This is a genomic window from Devosia indica (assembly GCF_003056405.1).
GTDB classification, from domain to species: domain Bacteria; phylum Pseudomonadota; class Alphaproteobacteria; order Rhizobiales; family Devosiaceae; genus Devosia; species Devosia indica.
In genome coordinates this window covers 31290-45049 of record NZ_PYVZ01000021.1, presented here as the reverse complement: position 1 = coordinate 45049, position 13760 = coordinate 31290, and the positions used below count along the sequence as shown (strand labels likewise).

General features: G+C 62.9%; 15 protein-coding genes. 8 read left to right on the top strand and 7 right to left on the bottom strand.

Going from position 1 to position 13760, the window contains the following annotated elements; translation table 11 throughout:
* Positions 1-79: 79 nt before the first annotated feature.
* The 3 genes from DDE76_RS17485 to DDE76_RS20100 all read right to left on the bottom strand — a co-directional run bounded on the left by DDE76_RS17485 (position 80) and on the right by DDE76_RS20100 (position 2313).
* Entirely contained in the window at positions 80-1033 is a 954-nt protein-coding gene (locus DDE76_RS17485) for an acetyl-CoA carboxylase carboxyltransferase subunit alpha (protein ID WP_104892962.1), read from the bottom strand.
* A 159-nt stretch (positions 1034-1192) separates the two neighbouring features.
* Positions 1193-2101, bottom strand: coding sequence for a site-specific tyrosine recombinase XerD (locus DDE76_RS17480; protein WP_104892963.1), 909 nt, complete (start codon positions 2099-2101; stop codon positions 1193-1195).
* Positions 2098-2313 carry a histidine kinase gene (locus DDE76_RS20100; RefSeq protein ID WP_342748403.1) on the bottom strand — a complete coding sequence of 72 codons (216 nt, stop codon included), beginning with the start codon at positions 2311-2313 and terminating at the stop codon, positions 2098-2100. The genes DDE76_RS17480 and DDE76_RS20100 overlap by 4 nt, the downstream gene beginning before the upstream one ends.
* Positions 2314-2482: 169 nt before the next feature.
* Between DDE76_RS20100 and DDE76_RS17470 the strand changes: the two genes are divergently transcribed.
* Genes DDE76_RS17470 through DDE76_RS17460 form a run of 3 tightly spaced genes read left to right on the top strand, consistent with a single transcriptional unit; the run spans position 2483 to position 5485 of the window.
* The gene (locus tag DDE76_RS17470; RefSeq protein WP_104892964.1) at positions 2483-3070 is read left to right on the top strand and encodes a shikimate kinase; all 588 of its coding nucleotides are present in this window, start codon (positions 2483-2485) and stop codon (positions 3068-3070) included.
* A 4-nt stretch (positions 3071-3074) separates the two neighbouring features.
* Positions 3075-4190, top strand: coding sequence for a 3-dehydroquinate synthase (gene aroB / locus DDE76_RS17465; RefSeq protein ID WP_104892965.1), 1116 nt, complete (start codon positions 3075-3077; stop codon positions 4188-4190).
* Positions 4187-5485 (top strand): HlyC/CorC family transporter, encoded by a 1299-nt coding sequence (locus DDE76_RS17460; RefSeq protein WP_104892966.1) that lies wholly within the window; start codon positions 4187-4189, stop codon positions 5483-5485. Before aroB ends, DDE76_RS17460 begins: the two co-directional genes overlap by 4 nt.
* Here the strand turns inward: DDE76_RS17460 and DDE76_RS17455 are convergent, their stop codons facing one another.
* On the bottom strand, positions 5486-5755 hold the full coding sequence (locus DDE76_RS17455) for a BolA family protein (protein ID WP_104892967.1): 270 nt from the start codon (positions 5753-5755) through the stop codon (positions 5486-5488).
* Between the two features lie 42 nt (positions 5756-5797).
* On the opposite strand from DDE76_RS17455, the gene DDE76_RS17450 reads away from it, so the two are divergent.
* From DDE76_RS17450 to DDE76_RS17435, 4 genes are all read left to right on the top strand, one after another.
* A complete protein-coding gene (locus DDE76_RS17450; RefSeq protein ID WP_104892968.1) occupies positions 5798-6421 on the top strand; it encodes a J domain-containing protein in 624 nt (207 codons plus the stop codon).
* A 167-nt stretch (positions 6422-6588) separates the two neighbouring features.
* Positions 6589-7572 (top strand): cobaltochelatase subunit CobS, encoded by a 984-nt coding sequence (gene cobS, locus DDE76_RS17445; RefSeq protein ID WP_104892969.1) that lies wholly within the window; start codon positions 6589-6591, stop codon positions 7570-7572.
* Between the two features lie 127 nt (positions 7573-7699).
* Positions 7700-9589 carry a cobaltochelatase subunit CobT gene (gene cobT / locus DDE76_RS17440; RefSeq protein ID WP_104892970.1) on the top strand — a complete coding sequence of 630 codons (1890 nt, stop codon included), beginning with the start codon at positions 7700-7702 and terminating at the stop codon, positions 9587-9589.
* Positions 9590-9591: 2 nt separating this feature from the next.
* Positions 9592-10578, top strand: a complete 987-nt coding sequence (locus DDE76_RS17435) for an esterase-like activity of phytase family protein (protein ID WP_157955884.1) — start codon at positions 9592-9594, stop codon at positions 10576-10578.
* A gap of 19 nt (positions 10579-10597) precedes the next feature.
* Here DDE76_RS17435 and DDE76_RS17430 read toward each other — a convergent pair whose 3' ends face one another.
* Entirely contained in the window at positions 10598-11233 is a 636-nt protein-coding gene (locus DDE76_RS17430) for a VUT family protein (RefSeq protein ID WP_104892972.1), read from the bottom strand.
* Between the two features lie 190 nt (positions 11234-11423).
* Positions 11424-11708, bottom strand: coding sequence for a 50S ribosomal protein L28 (rpmB, locus tag DDE76_RS17425; RefSeq protein ID WP_104892973.1), 285 nt, complete (start codon positions 11706-11708; stop codon positions 11424-11426).
* A gap of 241 nt (positions 11709-11949) precedes the next feature.
* Between rpmB and DDE76_RS17420 the strand changes: the two genes are divergently transcribed.
* Complete coding sequence (locus DDE76_RS17420; protein ID WP_157955883.1) at positions 11950-12732, top strand: DUF3108 domain-containing protein; 783 nt, start codon at positions 11950-11952, stop codon at positions 12730-12732.
* Between the two features lie 369 nt (positions 12733-13101).
* Here the strand turns inward: DDE76_RS17420 and DDE76_RS17415 are convergent, their stop codons facing one another.
* Positions 13102-13434, bottom strand: a complete 333-nt coding sequence (locus DDE76_RS17415; RefSeq protein WP_157955882.1) for a nuclear transport factor 2 family protein — start codon at positions 13432-13434, stop codon at positions 13102-13104.
* Positions 13435-13760: the final 326 nt, after the last annotated feature.

Below are 13760 nucleotides of genomic sequence, written 5' to 3'. Positions count from 1 at the left end.
GGGCAGGTGGAAGGCGGAAGCGGGCGGCGATCACGCGGATGTGTGGACGCGACCGAAGTCGCGCCGACTGCTACCAATCCTAGAGGTTCGTCCCGATCGCCAGGAATTTCTCGCGGCGATGTTCGCGGGTTTCGAGGCGCGATTTGCCGGCAAAATCCTTGAGGAAGGCGGCCAGGGCGGCACGGGTGGAATCCATGATGGTGCCGTGGTGACGGTGGGCGCCGCCGGCCGGCTCTGGGATGATGGCGTCAATGACGCCAAAGCCGAGCAGGTCCTGAGCAGTGATCTTCTGGGCCGTGGCCATGTCCTGGGCCTTGGCGGCGTCGCGGAACAGGATCGAGGCGCCGGCCTCGGGGGAAATCACCGAGTAGATGGCGTTTTCGAGCATCAGCACGCGATTGGCGGTGGCGATGGCGATAGCGCCGCCCGAGCCGCCTTCACCAATGATGATGGCAATATTGGGTACGCCCAGTTCGAGGCTTTTCTCGGTGGAGCGGGCAATGGCCTCGGCCTGGCCGCGTTCCTCGGCGCCGATGCCGGGATAGGCGCCGGAGGTGTCGACAAAGGAAATCACCGGAACCGAGAAGCGGTCGGCCATGTCCATGATGCGCACAGCCTTGCGGTAGCCTTCGGGATTGGCCATGCCGAAATTGTGCTTGAGGCGCGTTTCGGTGGAATTGCCCTTTTCCTGGCCCAGCACGGCAACCGGGGTGCCGTTGAAACGGCCAAAGCCGGCCTGGAGCGCGGCGTCTTCCCCGAATTTGCGGTCTCCGGCGAGCGGCGTCCATTCGGTGATCAGCGCGCGCACATAGTCGGAAAAATGCGGGCGTTGCGGATGGCGCGCCACCTGGGTCTTCTGCCAGGGCGTCAGCTTGCGATAAATCTCGACCAGCGCCTCGTCGGCGCGGGCGGAAAGCCGGTTCACTTCCTCATCGATCGATACGGCCTGATCGCTCTGGGCCATCGACTTCAGTTCGGCGATCTTGGCTTCGAGATCGGCGACCGGTTTTTCAAAATCGAGATAAGACTGCATCCCACCGCCCAAAAGGGTCATTGTTCTGGCACAAGGCTCTTTTGCGGCCCATGCATCATGGCCCGCTGCTCTTGCGCCTTAAAGTGGCCGGAAAGTGGCGACGGAGCAATGCCGAGTCAAGCTCTGGGCGCGAAATGGTTGGGATTTGGTGAGCAGAACTCAGCCATTGGCCAGCGGATGGTGGCTTTCCACCAGATTGCGCAGTTTCTCGTCCAGCACATGGGTGTAGATCTGGGTTGTGGAAATATCGGCATGGCCGAGCAGCATCTGCACCACGCGCAGATCGGCGCCACCGGCCAGCAAATGGCTGGCAAAGGCATGGCGCAGCACATGCGGGGCGACGCGCGCAGTGGAAATGCCGGCGCGGGCGGCCAGGGCTTTCAGGTCGCGCGCAAAGACCTGGCGGGTGAGATGACCATCTTCCCCCTTGGCGGGAAACAGGAAAAGGCCGGGCTCAAGCGTGCCGATCCAGTGGCGCACGGCGTCGCGGGCGCGATCGTTCATGGGCACCACGCGGTCCTTGTTGCCCTTGCCGGTGATGGTGATGAAGGCGGCGTCGCGCATCACGGCGGCGCGTTTCAGGCTGACGAGCTCGGAGACGCGCAGGCCCGTGGCATAAAGCATTTCGAGCAGCACGTAGAGGCGCTGCGCCGCGATCTGCTTTTGCGGGCTGGCGGGTGTGTTGGCTTCGGTTTCGGCCAGGGTCAACAGGCGGTCGACCTCGGCAAGGGACAATACCTTGGGCAGGGCGCGGCGGGATTTCGGGCTGGCAACGATGCGGGTGGGATCGTCGCTGCGGATGCCGTCGGCGCAGAGAAACTTGTGAAACTGGCGAATGGCCGAAAGGCGCCGGGCGCTGGAGGCGGCCGAAAGCCCTTCGGTCTTGAGATCATCGAGCCATGCGGTCACGGTGTCGCGCGTGGCGTTCAGCAGGGTCTGGTGCCGTGCCGAGACGAAGGCGGCGTAGTGGGTCAGGTCGCGCCGATAGGCATCAATGGTGTTGGCCGCGGCGCCGCGCTCGGCGCTCATCATCTCAAGGAAGCTGCCGATCAGATGCCCGCCACTCATTGGCCGGTGCCGGGCTCGGAGGTGACATTGGGCTGGGGCAGATTGCCGCCGGGGCGGTTGGTCTCGGTCTCGCCCAGCAGTTCACGGGTCGGAATGCGCTGGCTGACTTCCTTGGGGGTAGGCTCGACAAAGGCAACCAGGGCGAACATGCCTGCATAGACCAGGCCGCCCAGGAAGATCAGAGTGATGAGAAGGCGGATCAGGGAAGGCATAAAGGGTCCTTGCGTGCCGGAACGGCCTGAACACTATGAGCAAAAGGTTGCGGTTGTCTTGTCCTTCCAGTTTCGCCGAAACAGGGCCTTGCGATCAACAGGGGGGCGGTATGCTTGACAGGCCGGGCCGGGACCGGTTGATAGCGGCCATGATCGGAGGGCGCGGCAGTTGAGCAGAACGGATGGCGGCGGACGGCAGGGCCGGGCCCGGGCATTGGCCAGCCGGCTGAATGGCCGACCACTGGTGCTCGTGGGCATGATGGGGGCCGGCAAGACCACTGTGGGCCGGCGCCTTGCCGCTCGTCTGGGCCGCCAGTTCATCGACAGCGACGAGGAAATCGAACGCGCCGCGCAAATGAGCATTCCCGAAATCTTCGAGCAGCGCGGCGAGGGCGAGTTTCGTGCCGGGGAAATGCGGGTGATTGCCCGGTTGCTCAAGGAAAAGGACATAGTCCTGGCCACCGGGGGCGGCGCCTTCGTCAATTCCGACACCAGGGCGCTGGTCAAGGCCGGTGCCGTGTCGGTCTGGCTCAAGGCCGATCTGGACCTGTTGTTCGAAAGGGTGTCGCGCCGCGCCAACCGGCCTTTGCTCAAGACAGCCGACCCCAAGGGAACACTCGAAAAACTGATTGCGGACCGCTATCCGATCTATGCCGAGGCGGATCTGACCGTGGTCAGCCGCGATGTGCCGCAGGACAATGTAGCAGGGGACGTCATTACGGCCCTGCTCGACCACTTCAAGAAAGAGCAAGCCTGATCCCATGGCCCAGATCGACCACACAGTTCATGTTGCCCTGGGTGAGCGCGCCTATGACATCCTGATCGGCCCGAAGCTGATCGATGAGGCGGGGGCGATCCTTAGGGAAAAATTCCCGGGCCGGCGCTATGGCATCGTCACCGACGCGATGGTTGCCGCAGCGCAATTGCCGCGCCTGACTGCTTCGCTCGAAGCCGCAGGGCTGTCCTATGACACCATAGTGCTGCCGGCCGGGGAGAGCACCAAGAGCTATGCCATGCTCGAAAAAGTGGTCGAGGGGCTGCTGGCGGCCAAGCTGGAGCGCGGTGATCTGGTGATCGCGCTGGGCGGCGGGGTGATCGGCGATTTGGCCGGATTTGCCGCTTCGGTGACGCGGCGCGGCATGGATTTCGTGCAGATCCCGACCTCGCTGCTGGCGCAGGTGGATTCCTCGGTGGGCGGCAAGACGGGCATCAATTCGCCGCATGGCAAGAACCTGGTCGGGGCGTTCCATCAACCCAGGCTGGTGCTGGCTGATCTTTCCGCGCTCGATACGCTTGATCCGCGCCAGTTCGCGGCGGGTTATGCCGAAGTGGTCAAATATGGGCTTATCGACGATCCGGACTTTTTCGAATGGCTCGAAGCCAATCGCGCTGAGATCTTTGCCGGCGGGCCGGCGCGGGGCGAGGCAATTGCCCGCTGCTGCGCCCACAAGGCGCGGGTGGTGATTGCCGATGAGAAGGAAACCGGGGTCCGTGCGCTGCTCAATCTGGGGCACACTTTCGGCCATGCGCTGGAAAAGGATACCGGCTATTCGAGCCGCCTTCTGCATGGTGAAGGCGTGGCCATTGGCATGGTGCTGGCGCATGGCTTTTCCAACAGGCTGGGTCTGGCGCCGGGGCAGGATAGCGGCCGGGTGGCGGCGCATTTGCAGGCGGCCGGCCTGCCAACGCGGCTGGGCGATATTCCGGGTGAGCTGGGGTCCAGTGATGTGCTGATGGCGGCCATTGCCCAGGACAAGAAGGTATCGCGCGGCGCGCTGACCTTTATCCTGACCCGAGGCATTGGCCAGGCCTTTATCGAGAAAAATGTCGATCCGCAGGCCGTCCGGGCCTTTCTGGAGGAGATGCGCGCAAAATGAGCCTTACCCTTTGGCTGACGTCGGCCGGCATCCTGCTGCTGCTGGCCATGAGCTTTTTCTTTTCCGGCTCGGAAACCGCGCTGACCGCCGCCTCGCGGGCGCGGATGCATCAGCTTGCGCGCGCGGGCGACAAGCGCGCAGCGCTGGTGGAGAACCTCTCGAGCCAGAAGGAGCGGCTGATCGGGGCGATCCTTCTGGGCAACAACATCGTCAATATTCTGGCCTCGACCCTGGCCGCCAGCGTGCTGATCGCCCTGTTTGGCGAGGCCGGCATTGCCTATGCCACCATCGCCATGACAGCGGCCGTGGTGGTGTTTTCCGAGGTGCTGCCCAAGACACTGGCGCTGATGCGGCCGGATGGCTTTGCGCTCACTGTCTCGCCGGTGATCCGCGTGGTGGTGATCGTGTTTGCGCCGGTGACCCTGGCGGTTCAGGCCATCGTCAATGCGATCCTGCGGCTCTTCGGGCTTGATGCGAGCAATGTCAGCGCGATCTCGGGGCATGACGAAATCCGCGGCACGCTGGACCTGCTGCATTCGGAAGGCGAGGTGGTCAAGGATGACCGCGACATGCTGGGCGGCCTTCTGGACCTGCGCGACCTGGTGGTCAACGATGTGATGGTGCACCGCACCCAGATGCTGGCGCTGGACGCCACCATGAGCGCCGACGAGCTGGTCAAGGCGGTGCTGGAAAGCGCCTATACCCGCATTCCTCTCTATCAGGGGGAAACCGACGATATTGTCGGCATCATCCACGCCAAGGACGTGCTGCGTGCGCTGATGGCGGTGGATGGGGACGCCTCGCGCGTCGATATCCGGCAGATCATGACCAAGCCCTGGTTCATTCCCCAATCCACCGCCGTGCAGGTGCAGCTCTCGGCGTTCTTGAAGCGCCATTCGCATATGGCGCTGGTGCTGGACGAATATGGTGTGCTCGAAGGCCTGGTAACGCTTGAGGACATCATCGAGGAAATCGTCGGTGACATTTCCGACGAGCATGACGAGCCGGACGACGAAGCCGTGTTCGGCATCGACAAGCAGGACGATGGCAGCTTTATCGTCGATGCCAGTATCGCCATTCGCGACATCAATCGCCTGCTGGACTGGGACCTGCCGGACGAGCACGCCAACACCGTGGCCGGTATTGTGATCAACGCAGCAAAGCTCATTCCCGAGCCGGGGCACCAGGTCGAAGCGCATGGCTTTGCCTTCCTGGTGCTGGAGCGGGACCGGCAGCGGGTGTCCAAAGTGCGGATCACCCCCCGAATGGAGGGTGGCGACGCGCCGGCGGATTGACTATATGGAAGACGTCGGCAGCACCTCGATGGCGAGGGCATGCACGCTGGACTTCAATTCATCGTCAAGCGCTTCGTTCACCGCACGGTGTTGCGCTACGCGGCTTAGCCCGTCAAAATTGCGGGTCGCGATTCTGACACGAAAATGGGTTTCACCGCCCTCGCGCCAACCGGCATGACCGTGGTGAGACTGGGATTCATCGATCACCTCCAGATGGAGGGGAGCGAATTTTTCGGTGAGCTTGGCGTGGATCGTGTCCGTCATGGACATGGTGTCGGCTCCGATATCTGACTGAAGACACAACTAGGCACAATGAAACAGCAATCCAAGCTCTTCGATAACATTCGCATTCGACCGCGGCGGGAAGAAAAGCCCGAACCGATCGAGGTGCAGTGCGACTGGGAGGGCTGTGAAGCGGCCGGCGAGTTCAGGGCGCCCAAGGGTGCGGGCTATGAGGGGCAGTATCACAATTTCTGCCTCGAACATGTGCGGCACTACAACAAGGCGTTCAACTATTTCGCCGGCATGAGCCCCGATGAGCTGGACGAGGCACTGCATACCCCGCCCAAGGCCGAATCACGATCAAGCTTTGCCACCGGCAGTCCCGGTGCGGCCCGTGCAGCCGGGCGCAATGCGGCCAAGCCGGGCGACAAATATGGCGATCCGTTCGGCGTTTTCGCGCGCTATCGCTATCAGCAGTCCAAGCGCCCGGCGACCGAGCGGGTGAAACCGCTGAACGAGCCGGACCGTCGGGCGCTCGAAGTGCTTGGCTTTACCGCCCATGCCAAATCCGACGAGATCAAGCGGGCGTACAAGGACCTGGTCAAAAAGCACCATCCGGACGTCAATGGGGGCGATGCATCGTCAGAGGAGCGTCTGCGCTCGGTGATCGCGGCCTATACCCATCTGAAGAAACAGGGGTTTGTGGTGCGCTAGTGCCATCCCGTCCCGGCCATGGGCCAGACGTCCTGTCGTCAGACCTGCCAATGGCTGCCCAATCGTCACGCCCGCCTCACCATCCCGAGGCTACCCGCGTCGTCACATTGCTGCTATAGAGCCACCGCCTTCGCAGAATTTTTCCTTGCATTTCCAAGAGCCCGACCATGACTGAATTCACCAATTTGCCCGATACCGAATACCAGGCGCGGGATCTGTTCGGGATCGATACCGACATGGTGGTCAAGGGCTACAAGGAACGCAGCGACCATGTGCCGCCGATCGATCCGGACTATCTGTTCGACCGCAATACCACGCTCGCGATCCTGGCCGGCTTTGCCTATAACCGCCGCGTCATGGTGCAGGGCTATCACGGCACTGGCAAATCCACCCATATCGAACAGGTCGCTGCCCGGCTGAACTGGCCATTGGTGCGCGTCAACCTGGACAGCCATGTGAGCCGCATCGACCTGGTCGGCAAGGACGCCATTGTCCTCAAGGACGGCAAGCAGATCACCGAATTCCGCGACGGCATCCTGCCCTGGGCGGTGCAGAACAATATTGCGCTGGTGTTCGACGAATATGATGCGGGCCGCCCGGACGTGATGTTCGTGATCCAGCGCGTGCTCGAGCAGTCGGGCCGGCTGACCCTGCTCGACCAGAACCGCGTGATCGTGCCGCATCCGGCTTTCCGCCTGTTCTCGACCACCAATACGATTGGTCTGGGCGATACGTCGGGCCTCTATCACGGCACGCAGCAGATCAATCAGGGGCAGATGGACCGCTGGAGCATCGTGACCACGCTCAACTATCTGCCGCACGACAAGGAAGTCGGCATCGTGCTCGCCAAGAACAAGAGCTATGGCGAGACCGAAAAGGGCAAGAAGCAGATTGCCAACATGGTCCGCCTGGCGGATCTGACCCGTTCGGCCTTCATCAATGGCGATATCTCAACGGTCATGTCGCCGCGCGGTGTCATCACCTGGGCCGAGAATGCGGTCATTTTCGGTGGCGACATCGGCTTTGCCTTCCGGCTGACGTTCCTGAACAAGTGCGACGAGCTCGAACGCCCGGTGGTTGCCGAGTTCTACCAGCGCGTGTTTGGCGAAGACCTGCCGGAAAGCTCCGCCAATCTGGCGGTGATGGCTTAGTCCAGCGCGCACGACCTCGCCCTTCGACAGGCTCAGGGTGAGGTCTACTGTGAATTCTGCGTCGTCTCGTAGACCTCATGGTGAGCTTGTCGAACCACGAGGTCGCGGCCACCAAGGCAACTGATCCATGGCAAACCCACCGCGCAGCAAAGCCAACAAGCCCGACCAGACCCAGGCGTTCAAGAGCGCCATGGGCGCGACAGTGCGCGCCATCGGGGCCAAGCCGGAGCTTGAGGTGAGCTTTACCGCCGACCGGCCGCTTTTGACCTCGGACAAGGCGCGGCTGGCCAATCTGCCGCGCCTGCCGACCAGGCGCGATATCGCCATTGCCCGCGGGCAGGGCGATGCCATGGCGATGCGCCTGGCCAGCCATGATCCGGATTCCCATCGCAAGCGGGCGCCGATGGACCCGCAGGCGCGGGCGGCCTTTGATGCGCTCGAACAGGCGCGGGTGGAGTCGCTGGGCTGCATCCGCATGCCGGGCATGGTGGGCAATATCCACGAAATGCTGGAAGACCGGCTGTTCCGCGCCAATTTCGCCGAGGTCGACGACAAGGGCGATGCGCCTTTGGCCGAGGCGCTGGGGCTGATGCTGCGCGAGAGGCTGGCCGGGGTCGAGGTGCCGCCCTCGGGCCATGCGCTGGTGGATCTGTGGCGCAAGGAGATCGAGGCCAAGGCCGGTTCCTCGATTGAAAAGCTGCTCGAGACCTATGAGAGCCAGGAGGATTTCTCGCGGGCAGCGCGGGCGGTGCTGCGCGACCTGAACCTGATCGCCGAGAGCGATATGGAAGACCCGTCCGACAGCGATGAGGACGCGGCCGAGGATAATCAGCCCGAGCAGGCGCAGGGTTCGGAAAAGGACCAGGAGCAGGGCGAGGGCGAGAACGAACAGTCCGACAGCGAGGATGACCAGCAGGCGGGCGAGAGCGAAGAGAGCGGCGATGTCGAGGGCATGGAAGCCGACATGGCCGACAGCGACGAGGACGCCGAGGCCGAGGCGGGCGAGGATGCGCCCATGCCCCCGCCGGCCAAGGATGGCGGCGAGCGGCTGTCCAACCAGTTCAACTACAAGGTCTTCACGCAGAAATATGACGAGATCGTCAAGGCGGCCGAGCTGTGCCCGCCCGACGAGCTCGATCAGTTGCGCGCCCTCTTGGACAAACAGCTCGAAAACCTTGCCGGCGCCGTGGCGCGACTGGCCAACAAGCTGCAGCGGCGGCTGATGGCCAAGCAGAACCGGAGCTGGCAATTCGACCTCGAGGAGGGGCTGCTCGATACGGCGCGCCTCACCCGCGTGGTCACCGATCCGATGCAGGCGCTCAGCTTCAAGGTCGAGAACGACACCGATTTCCGCGATACCGTGGTGACGCTGCTGATCGACAATTCAGGCTCGATGCGCGGCCGACCGATCACCATTGCGGCGATCTGCGGCGATATTCTCGCGCGCACGCTGGAACGTTGCGGCGTGAAGGTCGAGATCCTGGGCTTTACCACAAGGGCCTGGAAGGGCGGCAAGAGCCGTGAGGCTTGGCTGGAAGCCAATCGCCCGCCCAATCCGGGCCGCGTCAACGACATTCGCCACATCATCTACAAGGCCGCCGACGAGCCCTGGCGCCATGCGCGGCGCAATCTGGGGCTGATGATGCGCGAGGGGCTCTTGAAGGAAAACATCGACGGCGAAGCGCTCGAATGGGCGCGCAAGCGCTTGATGGCGCGGCCCGAGCAGCGCCGCATCATGATGGTGATTTCCGATGGCGCGCCGGTGGATGACTCGACCCAGTCGGTCAATGCCGGCAATTATCTCGAGGCCCATCTGCGCCAGGTGATCGAGGATATCGAGACCCGCTCGCCGATCCAGCTTGTGGCGGTGGGCATCGGGCATGACGTGACCCGCTATTACCGGCGCGCCGTCACCCTGCTCGATGCCGAGGAACTGGCCGGGGCGCTGACCGATGAGCTGGCGGCGCTGTTCGACGAGGAAATGCCGGCCCAGACGCGACGGCGGGTCCGGGGATGATGTTGCGGGCCGCAACTGCCGTGGCGCTGCTGTTGCTGGCCGGTCCGGCCAGTGCGGTGGAGTTGATGGTCAGTGCCGCGCCCGTCACCCGGTTCAAGGGCGTCGAGCTGGACCAGCCGGTCGACCGGCTGATCTTTCGCGGTGGCCTCACGCTGCAAAGCCCGGTCGATACATTTGGCGGCTTGTCGAGCGTGACCGTCACCGGACCGGACCAGCGCATCGCCTTCGTGTCCGACCGGGGCAATTTCGTTTCCGGGCAATTGGCCTATGACGAGGCGGACCGGCTGATCGGATTGATCGGGGTGACGATCGAGCCGATGCAGAATTCGGGCGGCACTGTCCTGCCGCGCCAGTTTGCCCGTGATGCCGAAGGCATGGACACAGTCTGGCGCGACGGCGAGCCTTATGCGGTGCGTGTGGGGTTCGAGCATCTGACGCGGGTGGCCGATTTTGTCATTACCGATGGCCGGCCGGATGGCGCGGCACGCGAGATCGGTATTCCGCAATGGCTAACCGATCTGCGCACCAATGAAAGCCTGGAATCGGTCTGCATTGCCCCGGAGGCATCGCCCATTGCCGGCTCAACCCTGCTGCTGACAGAAGAGGCGCTGGACGGTGATGGCAATCATCGCGGCGAACTGCTCGGGGTCAATGACAAGGGGCCAATCGGCTATGCCAACAGCCCGATCGTCAATCCGACGGACTGCAAGTTCCTGCCCAATGGCGATCTTCTGGTGCTCGAGCGGGGCGTGTCGCTGTTTGCCTTCGTGATGAACCTGCGGCTGGTGCCGGCCGATCAGGTGCGCCCGGGCAATGTGATGCGCGGCGACTTGCTCCTTTCGGCGCAAGGCGGCGAGATCGACAATATGGAAAGCCTGATGGTGCACGAAACGGCCGGCGGCGAGATGCGTATCCTGATCGGCTCGGACAATAATTTCAATGATTGGCAGCGCAATCTCATCCTGGAGTTCGCGCTGCCACAGGACTAGCTCGGCCTTCGGTCAGCTATCAGGCCGACACGGGCATCTTGCGCAGCACCAGGTCGCGAATGGTCTTGTAGGGCGCCAGCATCAGCACCGCCATCACCAGCTTGACCAGGAAATCGCCCAAAGCCAGAGACTGCCAGAGTTCGACTTCCGGGCCGATGCCGAGCAGCGGGGCGGGGAAGGCGAGCGAGGAATCTTCCATGCCGAACAGCGCATCGATGCCGGCAAAGGCCGGGGCCATGGCGAGGCTGAAGAACAGCGCCGTGTCGAGCGCCGAGGAGACCAGCGAGGAGAACATCGGGGCATGCCACCAGGCGCTGTTGCGCAGGCGGTGGAAGATCGAGATATCGAGCAATTGGGCGACCAGGAATGCCGAACCCGAGGCGACGGCGATGCGCGGGGTGGCCAGCCAGATCGAGAGGATCACCGCCACGGCAAAGCCGGCCACCACGACGAGCCGCGCACGCTGCGGGCCGAAGGCGCGATTGGAGAGGTCTGTGACCAGGAATGCCACGGGATAGGTGAATGCGCCCCAGGTGAGGATGTCACCGAGGTTGACGCCACCGAGCATGGCGTCGACGGGGAACTGGACCAGGAAATTGGAGGCGGCGACGACGGCCACCATGGCGGCAATGGCCACCAGGAAACGAGACAGCATTGGACTACCTTCATCATGTTCCGCAAACCGGCATCAGACCGGGGCGGGCGTTGCTGGTGGGCCGACGGGCGGCACACCGGATTTTTTTGCCATGCCCGATTGGGGCGGCAGGGGAAGCCAGGCTTCCTAAAAAAACAAGACCGCGTGGCAGTTGCCCACCACGCGGCCGAAAATCTCAGGCGGAAATCGCTTAGCCAGCGAGGGTGGCGCGGATTTCCTTCTTCAGGCCCAGAGCCAGCGGGGACAGGTCGGCGTCGTCCTGCTTGAGCAGGAACGCGTCCAGACCACCGCGATGCTCGACGGTGCGCAGAGCGGAGGTGGCGATACGCAGCTTCACCGGACGATTGAGGGCGTCCGAAAGCAGGGTGACGTTCACCAGATTGGGGAGAAAGCGGCGGCGGGTACGGTTGAGGGCGTGCGAAACATTGTTGCCCACCATAACACCCTTGCCGGTCAGTTCGCAGCGACGTGCCATTGGTTCGATCCTGTTTGTGTAAAGGTCCTGCGTGGCGGGGACGTCCCGCTACGGGCCTCGATTGTGATGAAATCTCGCGGGTCTTTAGAGAATTGGGGGGCATCCGTCAAGCAAAGAGGCCCGACAAAGCAGCGCGAGCGCCTTGCTTGTGCCCGGTATGGACGGCAGTTTGAAGCTAATCAGTGATTCGTTTCGCCCGGCCAGCGTCTCGCGCGGGCATTTGCAGCCGAGAAGACCACACGTGATCCGCACTGCCTTTGCTCTAGTTGCCGCCCTCGCCCCGCTCAGTCTTTCTGCCGCCCAGGCCGCACCGGTCGATGCGCGCGCCAGCTATGTGGTGACGGTGGGGGGGATCAATGTGGCCATGGTCGATATTGACCTTGATGACGATGGCGCGCGCTATGGACTGGAGCTTTCGGCGCGGGTAGCGGGGCTGGGGAGCGTGGTGGCCAGCGGCTCGGCCAGTGCCCGGGTTTCCGGCACATCCACGGGCGCGAGCCTGCAATCGCAGAGCTTTGCACTGGAGACCCGTGCCAATGGCGACGTGTTCACCGCCAGTGTTGGTTATGAGGGGCGCAATGTCAGCGCCTTCCAGGTGCAGCCGCCGGTGACCGACTCCTATGACCGTGTGCCGCTGGAGCGCGCGCATCTGACGGGGGTGGGTGATTTCCTTTCGGCGTTCATCCTCAAGGGTGACGGGCTGGAGCCGGGCCTGTGCCAGCGTACGCTCAAGATCTTTACCGGGGTCGAGCGCTTCGACATCGCGCTGGGCTTTCTGGACAATGACGAGGCAACCTCGCCGCGCACTGGCTATCAGGGGCCGCTGGTGGCCTGCTCGCTCGACTATCGGCCGATCTCGGGGCATTTCGAGAGTTCGGAAATGACCAATTACCTGGCCCAGACCAGCCGGATGATCCTGTGGTATGCGCCGCTCGGCCAGACCGGCTACTTTATCCCCTATCGCGTGATAATCGGCACCTCGATGGGCGATCTCTCCATGGTACTCACCCGCGCCGAGAGCTGAGGCTGCCGTCCCATTTTCGGACGGTCAAAGGCTTTTTTGACAATTTTGCGACGACTGCGGCCTGCCAATGCGGGGCATGCTGGTTAATGGCCAGTCGTGCCGCGTCATCCGACACGCTAAGACCCTGTCAGGAAACGGTCCAAGCCGACCGAAATTAACCCGCAATTCATCCTTGTGAACAGTATTCTTGCTTTTTCTGCAATGGGTTAGTGAGTCTTGTGGCTTGGCTTGCCCAGGCCCACCAGATCTGGTGGAGAACAAAGGGGCAGCGGTGATTCCGGCCCGATTCTGTCCCTGTTCGTTCCGGGTTTGGACCAGATCTTAAGGCCGGCCGGATGCACCGGGCGGCCTTGTGCCGGGGTGAGACAATCAAAGCGTTTCGAGGCTGGCGATACGCTGCTGGGAATCGAAGGTGAAGGCCTGGCGCAGCACGGCGGGGCTGCCGGGGAAGGTGCCCGAGACCTGGAAGGTGACGATGGTACGATCCTTGTCGGCCTCGACCTGGCGCAGTTGATAGCGCGGGCTGTAGCGCTCTTCGAAGCTGCGCAGCCAGAGCGCGATGGCGGCCTGCCCCCGATGCCACTCTCCTTCGTCCCGAACCGAAGCGTTGGGTGCAAACAGGGCCGCCGCATCGAGAGGGTCAGTGCGTTCGAAATATTGCCAGAGTGGATGGGGAAGGGTGGCGGGATCAAATGCGGACATCTGATGGAACTCCGGGGTGGGCGCTGCACCCATCAATGCGCCAGTGTTCTGACAGAGTGTGTCAGTGGCCGTTGTCCCATCCCGGCACGTCAACTCGGCTTTTTCTCAAGCCTGCCCTGAAAACCCCAGGACTCATGGGTGTGACGTCGTGAATACAAAGAAAATATTGGAAGAACAAGCGTTTACGCTGTGTTCAGGAATGGCCGATTCTCGCGTGAATTAACCGCCTGCTAAGCAAGTTGAACGGTTTCCGAGCCGGATGGGCCCGGTTCGAGGTCCGAAGCGCCCTGCGGATCCAGTTTTAGTGCGGACTCGCACAACCGCAC

Excerpts from the sequence above, each read along its gene's own strand:
- DDE76_RS17485 (WP_104892962.1), bottom strand. The coding sequence starts at position 1,033 with ATGCAGTCTTATCTCGATTTTGAAAAACCGGTCGCCGATCTCGAAGCC.
- DDE76_RS17480 (WP_104892963.1), bottom strand. The coding sequence starts at position 2,101 with ATGAGTGGCGGGCATCTGATCGGCAGCTTCCTTGAGATGATGAGCGCC.
- DDE76_RS20100 (WP_342748403.1), bottom strand. The coding sequence starts at position 2,313 with ATGCCTTCCCTGATCCGCCTTCTCATCACTCTGATCTTCCTGGGCGGC.
- aroB (WP_104892965.1), top strand. The coding sequence starts at position 3,075 with ATGGCCCAGATCGACCACACAGTTCATGTTGCCCTGGGTGAGCGCGCC.
- DDE76_RS17460 (WP_104892966.1), top strand. The coding sequence starts at position 4,187 with ATGAGCCTTACCCTTTGGCTGACGTCGGCCGGCATCCTGCTGCTGCTG.
- DDE76_RS17455 (WP_104892967.1), bottom strand. The coding sequence starts at position 5,755 with ATGTCCATGACGGACACGATCCACGCCAAGCTCACCGAAAAATTCGCT.
- DDE76_RS17450 (WP_104892968.1), top strand. The coding sequence starts at position 5,798 with ATGAAACAGCAATCCAAGCTCTTCGATAACATTCGCATTCGACCGCGG.
- cobS (WP_104892969.1), top strand. The coding sequence starts at position 6,589 with ATGACTGAATTCACCAATTTGCCCGATACCGAATACCAGGCGCGGGAT.
- cobT (WP_104892970.1), top strand. The coding sequence starts at position 7,700 with ATGGCAAACCCACCGCGCAGCAAAGCCAACAAGCCCGACCAGACCCAG.
- DDE76_RS17430 (WP_104892972.1), bottom strand. The coding sequence starts at position 11,233 with ATGCTGTCTCGTTTCCTGGTGGCCATTGCCGCCATGGTGGCCGTCGTC.
- rpmB (WP_104892973.1), bottom strand. The coding sequence starts at position 11,708 with ATGGCACGTCGCTGCGAACTGACCGGCAAGGGTGTTATGGTGGGCAAC.
- DDE76_RS17415 (WP_157955882.1), bottom strand. The coding sequence starts at position 13,434 with ATGTCCGCATTTGATCCCGCCACCCTTCCCCATCCACTCTGGCAATAT.